The organism is Pedobacter glucosidilyticus (genome assembly GCF_002483235.1).
Classification (GTDB): Bacteria; Bacteroidota; Bacteroidia; order Sphingobacteriales; family Sphingobacteriaceae; genus Pseudopedobacter; species Pseudopedobacter glucosidilyticum_B.
Genome location: NZ_DLHN01000021.1, coordinates 196,877 through 212,469 on the forward strand (window position 1 = coordinate 196,877; position 15,593 = coordinate 212,469).

The following is a 15,593-nucleotide window of genomic DNA, read 5'->3' on the forward strand; positions in this document are numbered from 1 at the left end:
AAATAATGGAATTATCAGTAAAAATAAGATTATCTCTGCAACGAGCCTTAATTCATAATTTAAGTACACATGTTAGAGGTATATGCTGCGATTGGGATGAATCTACTAAATGGTTTAAAATAAGATATTATTTAGATATAGAGCCAAATGATGAAGAAAGAGAATTGCAATCAATAGTTATGACAGAGTTTGAATGCGATATACAAGATTTTGAAAAGCTATTTGAAGAATGTATTTTTTCAAAAGATACTTATGAAAATTTGGATAAGTTAAGATTAGTAATTATGTGGAGGAATGAAACTTCTATTTTTGGTTGAAAAATAAAGTGCCTCTAAAATTTCGCCCCCTACCACAAAATTATATAAATGCAATGGGTGGTGCAGATGGGGCTGCAATGACTGGAGTAGCAAAATCTTTTAAAAGACCTTACGGTGGTACATTCCTTTCTAAAGGTATAAATTATGATCAAATAGGAATGTATTATCAACGAGGTTATAGTCTTTTTTCTACAACGGATGCCCATGTTGTTAACCTTCGAGGCTTTACAGTCTCTAATAAATTTAATTTGTTCTTTGGAGGAACACATTCGGTAATTGGAAATGTTTCTATAATGAATCCTTTAACAGGAAGCATTACTAGCGGGAGTAACTTTATGAGAGGAGGTTCATTTATTACATGGATAAAATGGTAAGGAAAATGCGCTTAATTTTGATTATAGGATTATTGGGTATTGTAAGTAACCTCTATTCCCAAACAGAAAGAGTAATATTAGAACCAGCACTTGAAAGCTATAAAATAATATTGCCAAAATTAGAGAAACATGCTTTCAATACACTTAGGAAATTGTATAACATCAAAGATAAAAACTTGAAGAATTATCACTTCATTATCATCCCGATGTATAAACTGAGAGATGATTATATCAATTATCGTCAAGGGGATACCTTTGCAGAAAAGATTGATTTTTATAGTATATATGATTATTTTGAGGCATTTGTTTTTAAGGATACTTCCTACTTTGGATCAATAAATTTTAGTAAGAAACATGCCTCTGGGCTTTCTACAAATGATACATGTAGATATAATATTTCGGCGTTTATTGCAAATGCGAGCTTAGCAAAGCAAATTCTAAGCTTTAAGCCTGATATGGTGTTCTATCCTCAATGGGCTTTGTATATCTCTTTTATAAAAGATGGTAAATTATATGTCGGAATAGGTGAAAATAGGATGCAACCTGTAGAAAGTATTATTCCTTTTGATGATTTTATTAAATATAGGCCATCATTTATACAGGATTTAGATGACTTGAAACAGCCAGATATTAAACGATACCGAAGAGTTCCTGTTAGTAAGGAGTAGCCCCCATTTTGGCGCAAGTATGCAGCCAGGGTAATGAGAAGAGGGTACTTGTGCCTGAGTAAGAATTTTGTGTGAGTATAACACTATGATAGAGGTTATGAAAGGTTTTGCTAATAAAGGCACAAGTACTCAGCCGCACATGGCTAAAGCTGCATACTTGCGCCAGAGGAGGGCAAGTATGTATGATTTAGCAGGGAATTATGGAGCAGCTCGTGGAGGTGTAAAATTATACAATTCTATAAATTACGATCAAATTGGAGCACAATATCAACGTGGTTACAGTCTTTTCTCTACAACCGATGCTCATGTTGTTAATCTAAGAGGCTTTAGTGTTTCAGATAAAATGAACAGATTTTTCGGAGGTACTCATAAAGTTATTAGTAATGTATCAATGATGAATCCGTTAACAGGTGGTATAAGCAATGGTGGTAGGTTTATGCGAAGTGGTTCAGTTATTAATTGGATAAAATGGTGATGACTATGCGATTAATTTTATTAGTTAGTCTTTTAAGTAGTATTATAAATACTTCATATTCCCAGACAGAAAAAGAAATATTAGAATCTGCACTTAAGAACTATAGGAATATTTTACCTGACTTAGAAAAACGAGCTTTCAAACTAATACAAAAATTAGATAAAGAAAAGAGAGAACCTAAGAATAGAGAATTTAATCGGTATAGTTTTATTATAATCCCGATGTTTGAACTTAAAAAAAACCATATAAATTATGAAGAAGGCGATTTTTTTGCTAAAAACATTGATTTTGATAAATTATATGATGATTTTACTGCTTTTGTATTTAAAGATACAATTTTTTGTGGATCTTTACACATGAGTAGTTATGATAATTCATATTTTTCGGTAGATAAGTTAAACGCCTATAACACTTCGGCTTTTATTGCTCTTTCTAACTTAGTAAGACAAATTATAAAGTTTAATCCAGATTTAGTCTTTTACCCTCAATCCCCGTTGTTTATTTCGTTTATTAAAGATGGTCAGTTATATGTGGGTACCGGGAAAAAGCAAATGAAACCAGTGGATAAGATTATTCTGATAGATGACGTTATAAAACTAGACAATTTATTTATAAAAGAATTATATGAATTGAGATATCCCTAACTGGCAAGTATGAGTTTTGAGCAGTATGGTAAAAGCTACTTGTGCCTTTTGTCGTAGTTTTATGAAACAGTAAGAGTATAAGCGGAAGACTGCGGATTATCAATAAAAATAGAGTTTTAAACTCGTTTGTTTTTTGAATATAAATTAACTATAACGCTTTCAAAAGCCCGGTAGAAATAAACGAAGAGGGTAAAGAAAGGATAAGTTTCCAGTACAATGCAGGTTTACAGCGGGCCCACATGTACTATGGCAGTACAGCAACAGAAAAAATGGATCGTCCGTATCGTCGTCATTACAGTGAAGACGGTACGATGGAAATCACCGAAGATATACAAAACGGTACCACCAATTTTGTGTTTTATTTAGGAGGTGATGCTTATAGCGCACCAGCTATATGGAAAGAAATACACCATAGCAATGCCCAACCTTTAGATGCACAGTTATATTTTCTTCATCGCGACCATTTAGGTAGCATCGTGATGATTACAGATGCAACAGGTAACATAGCAGAAAAAAGACAATTTGATGCCTGGGGAAATATTGTTAAATTGGAAAATGGAAACGGTGTTCCATTAACTGCCTTTGTTATCCTCGACCGTGGATACACAGGGCATGAGCATTTGTTAGGCGTAGGCTTGATACACATGAATGGCAGGTTGTATGACCCAAAATTACACAGGTTTTTACAACCGGATAATTATGTACAAGACCCATACAATAGCCAGAATTTTAATAGGTATGGCTATGTGTATAATAACCCGTTAAGCCATGTGGACCCGAGTGGGGAGGTTGCGTGGTTTGTACCAATATTAGTTGGAGCATTTATAAGTACGGCAACTAATGGTATAAATAATCTTGTAAATGATATGCCATTTTTTCATGGCGCAGGAAAAGCAGCTTTACTTGGAGGTATAGGTGGAGCGTTTTCTATGGGTATTGGGAGTGCCGTTCAAGGAATGTCAGGTTTTGGGAAAATTGCAATTCAAACATTAGCTCATGGACACCTTGGAGGTGTAATGTCTGGTATGAGCGGGGGTAGTTATGGGTCAGGATTCTTATCAGGGGCGTTTGGTTCTTTGGCAGCAGGAGGCACTCAATCTTTAATATCGGGAGTAAATAACCAGGTTTTACAAGCAGCAGGAATAGTAGCAGGTGGAGCCTTGGTAGGTGGGATATTATCAGAATTGGGTGGAGGAAATTTTTGGGATGGAGTTAGAAATGGGGCTATAAGTTCTGGATTAAATCATGCTTTTCATTCTTTAATGCAAGATGATAAAACACCTGAGCAGATACAAAAAGAAAAAGATGCTGCTGCTCGTTTATACATGAAAGAAATGTTATTGCCTTTTAATGAGCTTATGATTGAACTTTATCAATGGAGGTTAGCTATTGAAGGATTAGCAAATATATCTTGGTCTTCTGTTCCAAAATGGTTTGCATCTAATCCAAGTAAACTCACTATTCAGTTTGGGAGAGACGCTAATCAGATCAGTCACGCATTTAGGCATACAGATGCACTTGGATTGAGTCGGGTCACGATCCAATCTGCAGTTAAAAGTCATTTGCCAACTATTGCAACAAAAATGGTTGTAGGTAAGCCATATAATCAGATAATTTCAGTTTCTGGACATAGAATTCAGTATACAGCTTACAAGCTTTCAAATGGTATAATTAATATTGGTAGAATACATGGAATTAATTAGAAAACCAACTCGGCAAGAAGAAGGATTGATTAAGTTTTTAATTACAAAAGCCTTCAAAAATATAAATATAGGACAAGAACTTTTAGTGCGTTCTATGAACGATGGAAATATGGGGGGATTATATCTATATCCTTTTGGGATTATTGATAAAAAACGTTTCTTAGGTGAATTAGTGAGTGAATGTCAGTTTATAGATGAAGATGGCGTAAAAGTAATTGCTTCTTTAAATGTTGACCAGGATGGGCAAATATTTGAGGTTGATATTTGGAAAACTGATTTTAGTCCCTTAATTAAAATACCTGAACCTGAAAGTTGGTGTTAATGATTTTATAGTTAAAAAGCTTTTTTGATTTAAAGTATTCTTTTGGTGAAGCAACGGACTTGACTACAACTTCATTCTTTGATAGATATGATTTTGATCCGAAAGCCTAGGGTATAAGGACATTTATAAATGAGTTAAATACGCTAGGGTATAATTTCTATTCAAGTGGAAAAGCTTATAATATAATATATAATGGAAAGTAAATTTTTTTATATCATTTTAATGCTTTCAATGCTGTTTTCATGTTCTTTAACCCCAAAGTATATAAAACAACTGAATACGCAGTTTGGATTAGATGTTCAAAAAAATGCAGTATCGGTTATATCAGAAAATGAGAAATGGGGTCCTAATGGAGATGGTTTCTATCTTGCAATGTTATCTTTTAAAGATACTTCAGAAGTTAAGAAGTTATTAAAACAAGGAAAGTTTAGATCTTTACCTATAAAAGAGGACTTACCTATAAGTGAAATTCATAGGGAATTAAGCTATTTGCAAAAAGGATATTATTTGCTTGAGGTAGACCAATCAGATTCAAGAGACTTTAGAATAGTAACCTTTGATTTAGTAAAAAATGAGGTGATTTTTTACTACCAATTGTATTGAATACTTGATACTGATCTAAGCGCACTTGCCCATTTTGGCGCAAGTATGCAGCCGGGATAACGAGAAGAGGGTACTTGTGCCTGAGTAAGAATTTTGTATAAGTATAACGGTATGATAGAGGTTATTAAAGGTTTTGCTAATAAAGGCACAAGTACTCAGCCCCCATTTTGGCGCAAGTATACAGCCGGGGTAATGAGAAGAGGGTACTTGTGCCTGAGTAAGAATTTTGTATAATTATAACGGTATGATAGAGGTTATGAAAGGTTTTGCTAATAAAGGCACAAGTACTCAGTCGCACATGGCTAAGGCTGCATACTTGCGCCAGACGGGGGTATATATATTTAAAAAGACGATTGGAAATAAGTAATATTGAGAGTCAATCAGTGATTTACGAATACCTTCAGGGGGTAAAAATGGCAATATATTCTGTAATAATAATTGGGATTACTTTTTCTGTTATAATTTTTTTTGAAATATAACTATTACGTGTTTGATGAGTATATTAGGATTTAAAGAATAGATGTAAAAGCGCCTAACCGTCGCAAGTCTTACAAGTGTTGACAAGCAGCGGTCATTGAATTGCGCATTAGCGGAAATTTATAATAGGCACAAGTCAAGCTTGCTCGCATACCTAAGCAATAAAGCTGCAATTATATACAGGGCGTACACTAGACCATGAAAAAGTATTTAAAATACTCGTTATTAGCTCTTTTATTATTTAAGACGAACGAGACTTCAAGGGGATTTGATCTTGCTAATTGTTTTTTTATCGAATATGCATCTAATCGATATATAAAATTACCTTCTGTCAAAAATTACATTGTATATAATGAAAAAGGGGAAAAATTGAATGCATATATTTTTTTTAATTATCAAACAATCGATGGTAAGAATACTTCGGAACTTTTTATTTATTTTGATATTAAGCCAAGTTTTTTTGTACTAGTTATAGCTTTACCTCCCAAATTAATTGGTATACCTGAGCTTTATAAGACAATGAAAATAGATAGTTTGGGCAATTTGAATATAAACAGGAAATCTTTAATGTTTACACCAATTAATATTGGTATTGAAAAGATGATTGATAAATATTTCATAAGCGAAAAGTATATATATTTCGACACCTTCGGCAATCTTAAGAAAGTAGGTAATAAAGTTTACATTAAGAAAGTAAATTAGCTTTATTATACCCCCATTTTAGCAAGTATGCAGCCGGGGTAATGAGAAGAGGGTACTTGTGCCTGAATAAGAATTTTGTATAATTACAACGGTATGATAGAGGTTATTAAAGGTTTTGCTAATAAAGGCACAAGTACTCAGTCGCACATGGCTAAGGCTGCATACTTGCGCCAGAGGGGACACAGAGCTGGGTGGTGAGTTTTATTGATTGATTTTTGAATGAGAGAATGATTGATTTTGCAGAAGTTATAGGTTGTAGGTTACCAAGTTACCAGTTCTGGGTGGTGAGTTTCCTATTTTTAATTTTTCCTTTTTAATTTTTCTTTTTCTGCTCTCTGAGAACGCTGTGTTCTCCGTGGTTAAAAAATAAAACAGCGTTCACCAAGAACATAAAACTCTTTTTAGTTTTAAAAATCTCTGCGAACGCTGCGTTTAAAAAAATTACTTCTTATTTTCTATTGTTGGTTTTAAAAATCTTACCGGGCTATTAAACTCTCTAGAAGTTTTTACTACATAATCCTGAAAAGAAGCTGCGGTATTTAAAACTGCTCCATCTTTCCAAGCAGCAAATATGGCATACTCAAAGCTATTGTCTTTTGGCGCCTGAATTCTAAAAGTATGGTTGCCGCCGCGTTCTGCTGAGAATTGGTATTGTGGCTTGTAAGTGTCTTTTACAACAATAGCTTTACCAATAAAATCCATTAGGTACTCTGCTCTATCATCAATTTTTTCAGGGTCTTTAATACCTTCTGGTCCGGATGAGATGATGATACCATTTTGTTGATATAAATCTTCTTTACCCGGTTTTTTACGTATACCGCATCCCATTAAAACATCTAAATTTTTTGGAAGAAACTTGGTGTAATTTACTTGGCAAGTGCTATAGTTTTGATGTGCATAAGCGGTGTAAAATTGTTCTAACTCATAAAAACCTTTACCAGAATCCCAGTTCATGGTTTTTATTTTAATGATAGAACGTAAAGGACCATTTACTACAACATCATAAGCATAACGGGTATCACTAATCTGACCGGCATTCCACATACTTTTAGGTGCCATAGCGGCTTGGGCAGGGGTGAATCTTGGTCGTGTTACAGCATCTGGCTTTGCCGGGTTTTCAAAAAGGCAGATAGCGCCACCTCCAAAACTATCTCCAACACTTTGTATATCAGAACCTAAATCTTTTGAAATATTGCTTACACCATAACCATCTAAATTTTCCATGTATAAGCGTTGCGACATTAATAAGGGCTTTCTTTTAGCAAAAACATCTACCGAGTTTGCAAACCATATTTTCCAGCCAACATGTTCAGATTCCCAGAAAGGCATAATATGACGCGTATAGCTACCTATGTTTGCATGGGTATAGTGTTTGTTCCAACCTCTAATATTTTCGCCCATGTAAATGTAAATGGTTTTACTTTCTTTAGGCTTTAAATCGGTCATAAAGAATAATTCATCCCAAATCCCATCTTTATCCAAATCATCTAACTGATGAAAAATAGCATGTCCATTAGTTTCTTTCCTTAACTCATGTCCGCCTTGATTTCTTAACTGCTGTTCGCTAGGTTCTGGTGCTGGAGGTAAAGAAGGGTCTACCACGGTTACCCACATTTCATGAATATCAGGAATTGGGAAATCTTCTCTTTTGATGATGATAGGACAGTTTTCTCTGCTGATATCTAAATCATTTACCAAAGTGTAAGCAATTCTTTGCGATGGATAAAAATCGCCTTGTGTGTACCATGGTTTGGTTTGTGCGGCAACATACAAACTACACAGCGTTAGCAGAGCCGAGAGGGTTGTTTTTGTGAACATGTTTTTAAAATATGATGTGCAAAAATTGGTTTATCGATATAGAAATCGATTTCAAATATAGCAATATTTTAAAAAGATGTATTGAAGAAGTGGAGATTTCAGCTTTAAATAACGTGTACGCTTTTGGCGTAATTTGTTAATAAGCTATCCTGAGCATTTAAATCTGTAATGAGGTAATCAATACTATTAAGATGGCAAACTTTAAGCTTTTGGATAGAATTTAATTTTTCTGCAATACTTACAATAGCAGTTTTTTGTGCCGATTTAATCATGGCTTTTTTTACTTGTACCACTTCCCAGTCAGAATCTGTAACACCTTCTTCTAAAGAAACGCTATTGGCACCTAATAAGCATAAATCAACTTTAATATCACTAAGTTCGCTGATTACTTTAGAGCCTATGCTTATTTGAGCATTTCTAGAGAGTTGGCCTCCTAACAAAATAACCTGTAAATTTGGTTTTTCTGCCAGTTCTAGCGCTACTAAAGGGCTAATGGTAAAAAAAGTACAAGATAAATGATCAGGAATCATCCTTACCAGTTCTATCATGGTGGTACCACCGCTGGCCAGTAAGGTCATGCCGTTTTGTATCAGCGATAAAGCTTTTCTAGAAATTTCCTTTTTAGCATCTTTAGCGTAAGCGTCTACTTGTTGGAAGGGGTAATGAAAAGATTTTGATAAAGCACCGCCATGTACTTTTAAAATCTTACCACTTTCTGCAAGTTCGTTTAAATCTCTTCTTATGGTATCTTCAGAAACTACCAATTGCTCGCTCAAATCAGATGATAAAACTTTATTATGTAAGTTTATTTGTTTGAGGATATAGGCATGACGTTCTTCTTTTAACATATTTTTAGGTTTAACACAGCAAATGTATTTAAATGCGACTTAAAACTCAAATGGTATTTATCTGTAATAAAAATTAAAGTTTCTTTCAAAATTATCTATGCCACCAAACAGGGTATTGAAAATTTGTTCAGTATTGATTCCTTTTCTCATCATATTGGCCATTTTGCTAATTAATAGTGGGTTTTGTTTGATGATGTAATATACCATACAATAAGAAATGGTATACATATCATGCACTCTGTTTTTGTCTTGCCAACTGTTATGGCTGTTTAAGAAAGCACTGATGTTTGCAGGGATATTTCTATTATCTGCTTTCATTTTATCCAAGTAATGAAATTGTGCATTTACCTGTATTTTATAATTTTCTTCTTTTAAAGATTCTAAAAACTCTGCCAACCCTTCATTAAACCATCTGGGAGGATTTCTGATACTATTCCTTAAAAGAGCATGGCTCATTTCATGTAAGATAATTTCTATATCTGCTACACTTTGGTAAAGTACATAAGATTGGTTGGTTATGGGCGAATAAAAACCGGATTCTGTTAAGCCTTTTAGACCAAATTGCTGTAAAACATCTCTAAAATCTTTCCCTTTGTGGTATAAATTGATGTGGATGGTTAAGCTGTCATTTTCTGCATCTTTAAACAAACCATTAAATATTTTAACTTCATAGGTTGCCAGGCGTTCTATTTTGGCTCTGTCTTCTGGTTTTAAGCTAAAACCGATTTCTTTGATGGCTAATTTCTGGCTGTAACTGCTAAAGCTGCAAAGCAATAGTAATATAATGATAGGTAGTTTCACGAGTTTTAATTTTGCCACCATTTTGTTGTTTTATCCATTTTGATGAAGGATAAAGGTTCTCCAATACGTGGTGTTTGTAAATTTAGGTTTTGAGCAGTATCGGCAATATCGCTAAGTTTATTGATGGGCTCTGTCCAAGCGTGTAAGGCCAAGCTAAATTTAGCCCAATGAACAGGTAGAAGTTGTTTGGCTCTTAAATCAGCGGTAGCTAGGGCAACCTGTTCTGGAAACATGTGGATGAGCGGCCAGTTAACACCATATTGTCCACATTCCAGAATAACTAAATCAAAAGGACCGTATTTATCGCCAATGGTTTTAAAATGGGTATCATAGCCAGAATCTCCACCTAAATAAATACTCAATTTATGACTTTTAAAAACAAAAGAACTCCACAAGGTATTGCCTCTGGTAAACTTTCTGCCAGAAAAATGCCTTGCCGGGGTAGCTGTTATTTTAAAGTCTAAAAGCTGAGTTTCATCATACCAATCTAAGGATTTGATAGTTTCAGTTTTTGCACCCCAGTAGATTAAATGAGCCTCAACACCCAAAGGAACAATGAAGTTCTTCGTCTTTGGAATTAATTTTTGGATGGTTGGATAATCTAAATGGTCATAATGATCATGTGTGAGGATCAATAAATCAATCTCTGGAAAATCGGCAGCACTGTAATCATAGCTGTACTTGAATGGTTTCCCGAAAAGTGGGATAGGAGAAGCTCGGTTAAAAACTGGGTCTACCAGAATGGTTTTTCCATCAATAAGCATCAAATAGGACGAATGCCCAAACCAAATGATTAAGGGCTCATCAGATTTAAGGTTTTTTAAATCGGTTTTAATAACCTTTATAGGCTGCTTAGGCTCTGTTTCTTCTTTGTTAAGAATAAACTCTTGTAAAACTTTAAAAAAAGACGATTCTGGTAAGCTTACCGTGGTTGGCGAAAGGTTTTGGAAGCTTCCGTTTTTATAATTTGGAGAAGCTTCTATTCGTTTGACTTGTGTTTCGGTTGGTGAACCACCAAAAACCGCCGACTGTAAAAATAAGTAGGTTGCCATTGCTGCTATCACAATTATAACGAAGAAATATATCATCATTTTTTTAAATACCCGCATCGTTAGAAACTCCTTTGGCTATACTTTCTGCCCAATCTTGTTCTCCTTTACCCTGTGCTATAGCGCCAAGCAAGCGGTTGTAAACCAAGTTAAGTAAGGGGGCAGGCATTTCTGCATCTAAAGCCATTTTTGAGGCTAAGCGAGCATCTTTAAAACCCAGTGTAGACTTAAAACCTACTGGTTGATAATTGTTGTTGGCAATTAAAGTTCCGTAATTCTTATAAATAGGAGCGTTAAAGACTGTATTACCGAAGAAATCGGCTACTTGCTTGCGGTCTAAACCATTTTTTTCTGCTAGGGTAAAGGCTTCTGCCATGGTTTCCATAGAAGCCATAATCATGAAATTGCCAGTAAGTTTAAGCACATTGGCTGCTTTAACATCCTCACCAAAATCATAAACGGCTTGTCCAACTTGTTCTAATAAGGGTTTAGCAAGTTTTTTAGCCTGCTCTTGTCCTGATAAACAAATGAATAATTTTGCTTCTGCAGCAGCTGTTGGTCGGCCAAAAACGGGGCTACTTAAGTAAAAAGAGCCATTTTTTTGGTGTATTACATTTAAGCTGGCAGATGTTTCTGGTGCTATGGTGCTCATGCTGAGGTGTATAGCACCCTTTTTTAAGGCTGGGATAAAACCACCATCTCCCTTGCATACTTGGTTTAAAGCATCATCATCAGCCAGCATGGTAAAAACAAAATCTTTATCCGCAACAGCTTCTGCTGGGCTGCTTGCCAGTTCAAAATTTCCTGTAAGTTGTTGCGCTTTTATGGCAGAACGGTTATAGACACTTACTTCATGTCCGGCGTTGATGAGGTTTTGTGCTATGGCAATACCCATATTTCCTAAACCAAGGAAAGCTATTTTTTCTCTCATTTTAGTTGATATAATCACGGTCTTCATCACTTAAACCTTTTTTGTCATTATGGTTTAAGTAATCATCCTGAGGTTTATTTACTTCAAAAGGGATGTCTTTTGTGTTTTCTGTTGCCAAAGGTGCTTTCTTTTTTGGCCTGGCTATAATTAATCCAATGATAAAACCAAAAATGGTTACAATCAACATCATCAGAAGTTTTGAAACGTAAATTTCTTTCCAGAGGATGGTAAACAAAACTTCATCTGTGTTTTGCATAAATATCACGGTAATTAGTACCGATAATACAATAATTGTTAATGTTTTAAAGCTCATATCAATAATTTAAAATCAAACCAAATTCTAATATCGGTTTTTTGTTGATGCTTTCTTCTGCTGGCATGATAATTTTTGTTCCGAAATCTACATTTGGCAGATAAAATCTTAGGATATTCAAATCCATTCTAAACTCGGCACCATAAGACCTTAACCCGTTTCCCTTTCCTATGTTTTCAAAATCTGTAAAAATGCCACCTTTAAAGCGCTTGATGTAAGCTAGAGGTCCTACTTCCCAATCGGGGTAAGCTATAGGGAAACGATAATCAAGCAATAAGGAATTATGGAGTTTGTTTAGTGCCGGTAAATTCAGAAAACCACTTGCTCTAGCAATATCTGTATTGAAAGTATAAACACCACTATTGCTTTGCCAGTTAAAGTTAAGCTGTAAGCTGTGATTGCTAAATAAGCCGGGTGTATTCACAAAAGTTTTTAAAATGAGGTTGCTACCATCAAAATTATTATCGAAAGGTAAGTGTTCATATAAGATATTGAAATTAACCAGCCATGGTGTAGCTAAATCTCTCTCGCTTCTTAAAGTGCCTAAACCCATGTAAAATTGGTACTTCATAGGGAAGCTTATTTGCATAGGAAAATTATTGGGTTGCAAACTTAAATTATACCTGCTGGTATAACTACTACTGATGTTAAAGCCTGTTGAGAAGCCCTTATTGAGCCAGTTGGTGGCAAAAGGAATCGTGATACCAAAATTACTCACATGTTCTCTCCAGGTGAAAGGTGCAATAGTTTCGCCGCTAGGACTAACTAATCTTACATAACTAAGCCTGCCACGGTTTTCATAATCAGCAGTAAAAATAGGGTAGTATTTTTTAAAGCTTAGGGCAGCCCGGTATTCGCTGGTTCTTAATCCACCATTATAGGTATATCCTACGGTAGATGAAAAAGTGTTGAGTTTATTATCTGATGCTAAATCAAAACCAATGACGTATTGATTGTCTATTTCACTTTCTGTACTTATTGGTCTTAAGCTATGGAAATTAAAAAGATGAGCCGCCTCTTTGTAAGGTTTAATCGGATATTCCTTTTTAGGGATGTCTTGAAAAACGTTAGAAGTGTTTTCTTGCGATATAAGCGGTTTAAAATACTCAACAAAGTAATTATCGTCTTTAGTTGATAAAGTTGTTTCAACGGTGTTTAAATTGATTGATACAATGCGGTGGCCAGTATGTTGGTAGTCGCTAAAATAAATTTTATGATTTTTAGCATCATAAGAAGGTTGGTAAGCCCCAAATTGGGCGTTGCTGATTCTACTTATTGCTTTTGTTGCTATATCTAAACTATAGATGTTGTCTGTGCCGTTAAAGTGCGCTTTAAATAAAATTTGTTGTTTGGCAAATGTTGGTCTAGAGATGAGTTGCCTTACCGGAGCAAATAATTTCTCTATAACACTATTTCCTAAATCATAAACCAATAAGGTTTTGCCATCTTGGTTTACAGCTGTTACTACTACTTTTTTACCTGTATCATCATATTGTGGCGTTTGTAAAATATAGTTTTGGGGGTTTGGATAGCTTTTTAACTCTTCACCATTTTGTGCGTCAAGCTCAGCCAGAGAAAATTGATTATCGTAACTAACTTTTACCACAATGATTTTTTTGCCGTCTGTGGATAGGGCAGGAGAGAAATACCTGCTTTTGTGTGTTAATTGTTTAAAGCTTCTGTCTTTAAGGTTGTAAATGCAAATAACATTGAAAGATTGCTTACCATATCTTTTATCCTGACGGTATTCATCCCAAACCACCATATTAGCCGCATAATGTAAATTTGGCTCTAACTGAAAACCTATGCTTAAAAGTGTTTCTTCTTTTTTGTTTTTGATGAGCGTGATAGCAGGTGTTTCTGCATAAGACTTTTTGAGGCATACCAAATCACCTTCTTGGGTTAGGTAAGGTAATTGATAAAAAGTTGGAAGTTTAGCTTCTTGATGATAGGCTGTTTGGTATAGGGTTTTACCCGATGAATCTGACTGCCTTGCCCAAAGCGAGTCTAGCTCTTTCATGGTGTTCTTGTAAAGCTGAGAAGTGCCTACACCAGCATGTTTTTTTAAGGATGATGAAAAGTTGTAGGGGCGTATAGGAAAGCGGGCCATTCTGCTTAAAGTTTTGTCTAAAATTTGCTCGCCAAAATCTCTTCTCATTTTGCTCGTGAGGAAGTATCCTAAGGTGTAATAATTGGGTACAATATCTTTAAAAGAACCCAGATAATTTTTAGAATAAGAGTAGTGTTTGTTGCTGCCTAAATTGGTTCTTAAAGCTAATTCAAAATAGGGTTGTCTTCCTCTTCCTCCGGGACTTAAAACTGTCTCCGTAACAACAGCATCTCCTTCAAAAAACCATGGCGGCAAATTGATACCGAATAGTGCCAATTTTAACTCTTCAAAAATTGGAGCTCCTAAATCAGGTGCCAATTTATCAAACTGTACAACGTGTCTTAGTTCATGTAAAGCCAATCCGTTTAGCCAGTCTTGTGAGTCGAACTCCTGAGAGGGGATAGTGTAAAAATCTGACCTTCTTGGAGCCATTTGTACAAAGCCATTTGATACTACACCACGGTTTTGTAAGATGATGGAAATAGGCTTTGGTTTGCGACCTAAAGACTTGCTTACATCTTCTATCATCTTCTCTAACAAATTGGCCATTCGCTGCGCATCTTTTTCTAAGAGGGTAGGGTAGATGATTTGAAACTGAGGCGTGTTAATTTGGTTAAACTTTACACTTGGTGGGTTTTGTTCGCTACTAAAAAGCTGTCCAAAAACCTTATGTGAATAAAAAGTTAAAATTAATAAGCTTAATATACTGATTGTTAATATTTTATTTCGATTTTTTGGTTTCATTAAATTTGTATGCTAATATATTTAGTATTTGTAATTTTTTAAATGTTAAATTATTTGAATTTTAAATTTATTTGATTTTCATAAATAACTGATTATAATATATTTATTTTATATTATGTAAAATCAAATATGATATGATTTAATGTTTTTAAATAGCTATTTTTCTTTGAAATAGGCCTCTTTTTGCAATTCCAATATAGGCTTTTTAAATCATTAAAAAAATACACTAAGAATAACTTTTAATGTTCCTTTTTGTTGTTTAAGGAAGCTCTAAAAATTTTCATTTTTTAAAAATTATATACAGCATACTAAAGTTATTCATCCTAAAACTATCCCTTAGATTCAGATTTTTTTGTCGTTTTTTTTCCTGTTCGAGCTATAGAATAAGCTCAATTTAAAACTGCTATTTTTGATTTTTGTAATAATTATTAAGTATACTTAGTGTATTTTATTTTATTTTTTAACGATGAATCATTTGCGATAAATAGTCAAATTGATTTGCTATAGCTAAAGGATGTAAGAGGTTAAAAGGAGAGATTAATGTAATAATTGATGCCGCAAATGCGATAAGATGAGTGTTGTTATAAGGATTTATTATGGCTATAAAAGTTGTTTAAAACTAAGCTTGTGGATAGGAAATATCTTATCTAAATAATTCCCAAACCAAGCCATGAAATTGCGAAAAAAATAGAAC

At 34.4% G+C, this 15,593-nt stretch carries 16 protein-coding genes; 9 read left to right on the forward strand and 7 right to left on the reverse strand.

Translation table 11 applies throughout. The annotated features are described in order from the left end of the window. Positions 1-5 precede the first annotated feature (5 nt). The 9 genes from B2745_RS07420 (at position 6) to B2745_RS07460 (ending at position 6,285) form a co-directional block, all read left to right on the forward strand. Positions 6-317, forward strand: a complete 312-nt coding sequence (locus B2745_RS07420) for a hypothetical protein (protein WP_304064853.1) — start codon at positions 6-8, stop codon at positions 315-317. Further along, positions 314-691: a hypothetical protein gene (locus tag B2745_RS07425; protein WP_304064855.1), complete on the forward strand. Its 378-nt coding sequence runs from the start codon at positions 314-316 to the stop codon at positions 689-691. The genes B2745_RS07420 and B2745_RS07425 overlap by 4 nt, the downstream gene beginning before the upstream one ends. Then, positions 676-1,359 carry a hypothetical protein gene (locus B2745_RS07430; protein ID WP_304064858.1) on the forward strand — a complete coding sequence of 228 codons (684 nt, stop codon included), beginning with the start codon at positions 676-678 and terminating at the stop codon, positions 1,357-1,359. The genes B2745_RS07425 and B2745_RS07430 overlap by 16 nt, the downstream gene beginning before the upstream one ends. Positions 1,360-1,444: 85 nt before the next feature. After that, a complete protein-coding gene (locus tag B2745_RS07435) occupies positions 1,445-1,834 on the forward strand; it encodes a hypothetical protein (RefSeq protein ID WP_304064861.1) in 390 nt (129 codons plus the stop codon). A 5-nt stretch (positions 1,835-1,839) separates the two neighbouring features. Continuing rightward, positions 1,840-2,478, forward strand: a complete 639-nt coding sequence (locus tag B2745_RS07440) for a hypothetical protein (RefSeq protein WP_304064864.1) — start codon at positions 1,840-1,842, stop codon at positions 2,476-2,478. 239 nt (positions 2,479-2,717) lie between these two features. Further along, a complete protein-coding gene (locus tag B2745_RS07445) occupies positions 2,718-4,181 on the forward strand; it encodes an RHS repeat domain-containing protein (protein ID WP_304064867.1) in 1,464 nt (487 codons plus the stop codon). Next, a complete protein-coding gene (locus tag B2745_RS07450) occupies positions 4,168-4,503 on the forward strand; it encodes a DUF6984 family protein (protein WP_304064870.1) in 336 nt (111 codons plus the stop codon). The genes B2745_RS07445 and B2745_RS07450 overlap by 14 nt, the downstream gene beginning before the upstream one ends. 192 nt (positions 4,504-4,695) lie before the next feature. Continuing rightward, a complete protein-coding gene (locus B2745_RS07455) occupies positions 4,696-5,106 on the forward strand; it encodes a hypothetical protein (RefSeq protein ID WP_304064873.1) in 411 nt (136 codons plus the stop codon). A 675-nt stretch (positions 5,107-5,781) separates the two neighbouring features. Further along, positions 5,782-6,285, forward strand: coding sequence for a hypothetical protein (locus B2745_RS07460; protein ID WP_304064876.1), 504 nt, complete (start codon positions 5,782-5,784; stop codon positions 6,283-6,285). 441 nt (positions 6,286-6,726) lie between these two features. Here the strand turns inward: B2745_RS07460 and B2745_RS07465 are convergent, their stop codons facing one another. From B2745_RS07465 to B2745_RS07495, 7 genes are all read right to left on the reverse strand, one after another. Continuing rightward, on the reverse strand, positions 6,727-8,103 hold the full coding sequence (locus tag B2745_RS07465) for a DUF4861 family protein (RefSeq protein ID WP_304064878.1): 1,377 nt from the start codon (positions 8,101-8,103) through the stop codon (positions 6,727-6,729). Positions 8,104-8,207: 104 nt separating this feature from the next. Then, positions 8,208-8,951 (reverse strand): DeoR/GlpR family DNA-binding transcription regulator, encoded by a 744-nt coding sequence (locus tag B2745_RS07470; protein WP_026902530.1) that lies wholly within the window; start codon positions 8,949-8,951, stop codon positions 8,208-8,210. Positions 8,952-9,008: 57 nt separating this feature from the next. Further along, positions 9,009-9,770: a DUF1570 domain-containing protein gene (locus tag B2745_RS07475; RefSeq protein ID WP_304064880.1), complete on the reverse strand. Its 762-nt coding sequence runs from the start codon at positions 9,768-9,770 to the stop codon at positions 9,009-9,011. Then, positions 9,758-10,843: an MBL fold metallo-hydrolase gene (locus B2745_RS07480; RefSeq protein ID WP_304064883.1), complete on the reverse strand. Its 1,086-nt coding sequence runs from the start codon at positions 10,841-10,843 to the stop codon at positions 9,758-9,760. The genes B2745_RS07475 and B2745_RS07480 overlap by 13 nt, the downstream gene beginning before the upstream one ends. Before the next feature lie 4 nt (positions 10,844-10,847). Then, entirely contained in the window at positions 10,848-11,732 is an 885-nt protein-coding gene (locus B2745_RS07485) for an NAD(P)-dependent oxidoreductase (protein WP_304064886.1), read from the reverse strand. A 1-nt stretch (position 11,733) separates the two neighbouring features. After that, on the reverse strand, positions 11,734-12,045 hold the full coding sequence (locus B2745_RS07490) for a hypothetical protein (protein WP_026902526.1): 312 nt from the start codon (positions 12,043-12,045) through the stop codon (positions 11,734-11,736). A 1-nt stretch (position 12,046) separates the two neighbouring features. After that, positions 12,047-14,899, reverse strand: a complete 2,853-nt coding sequence (locus B2745_RS07495; RefSeq protein ID WP_304064889.1) for a TolB family protein — start codon at positions 14,897-14,899, stop codon at positions 12,047-12,049. Between the last annotated feature and the right edge of the window lie 694 nt (positions 14,900-15,593).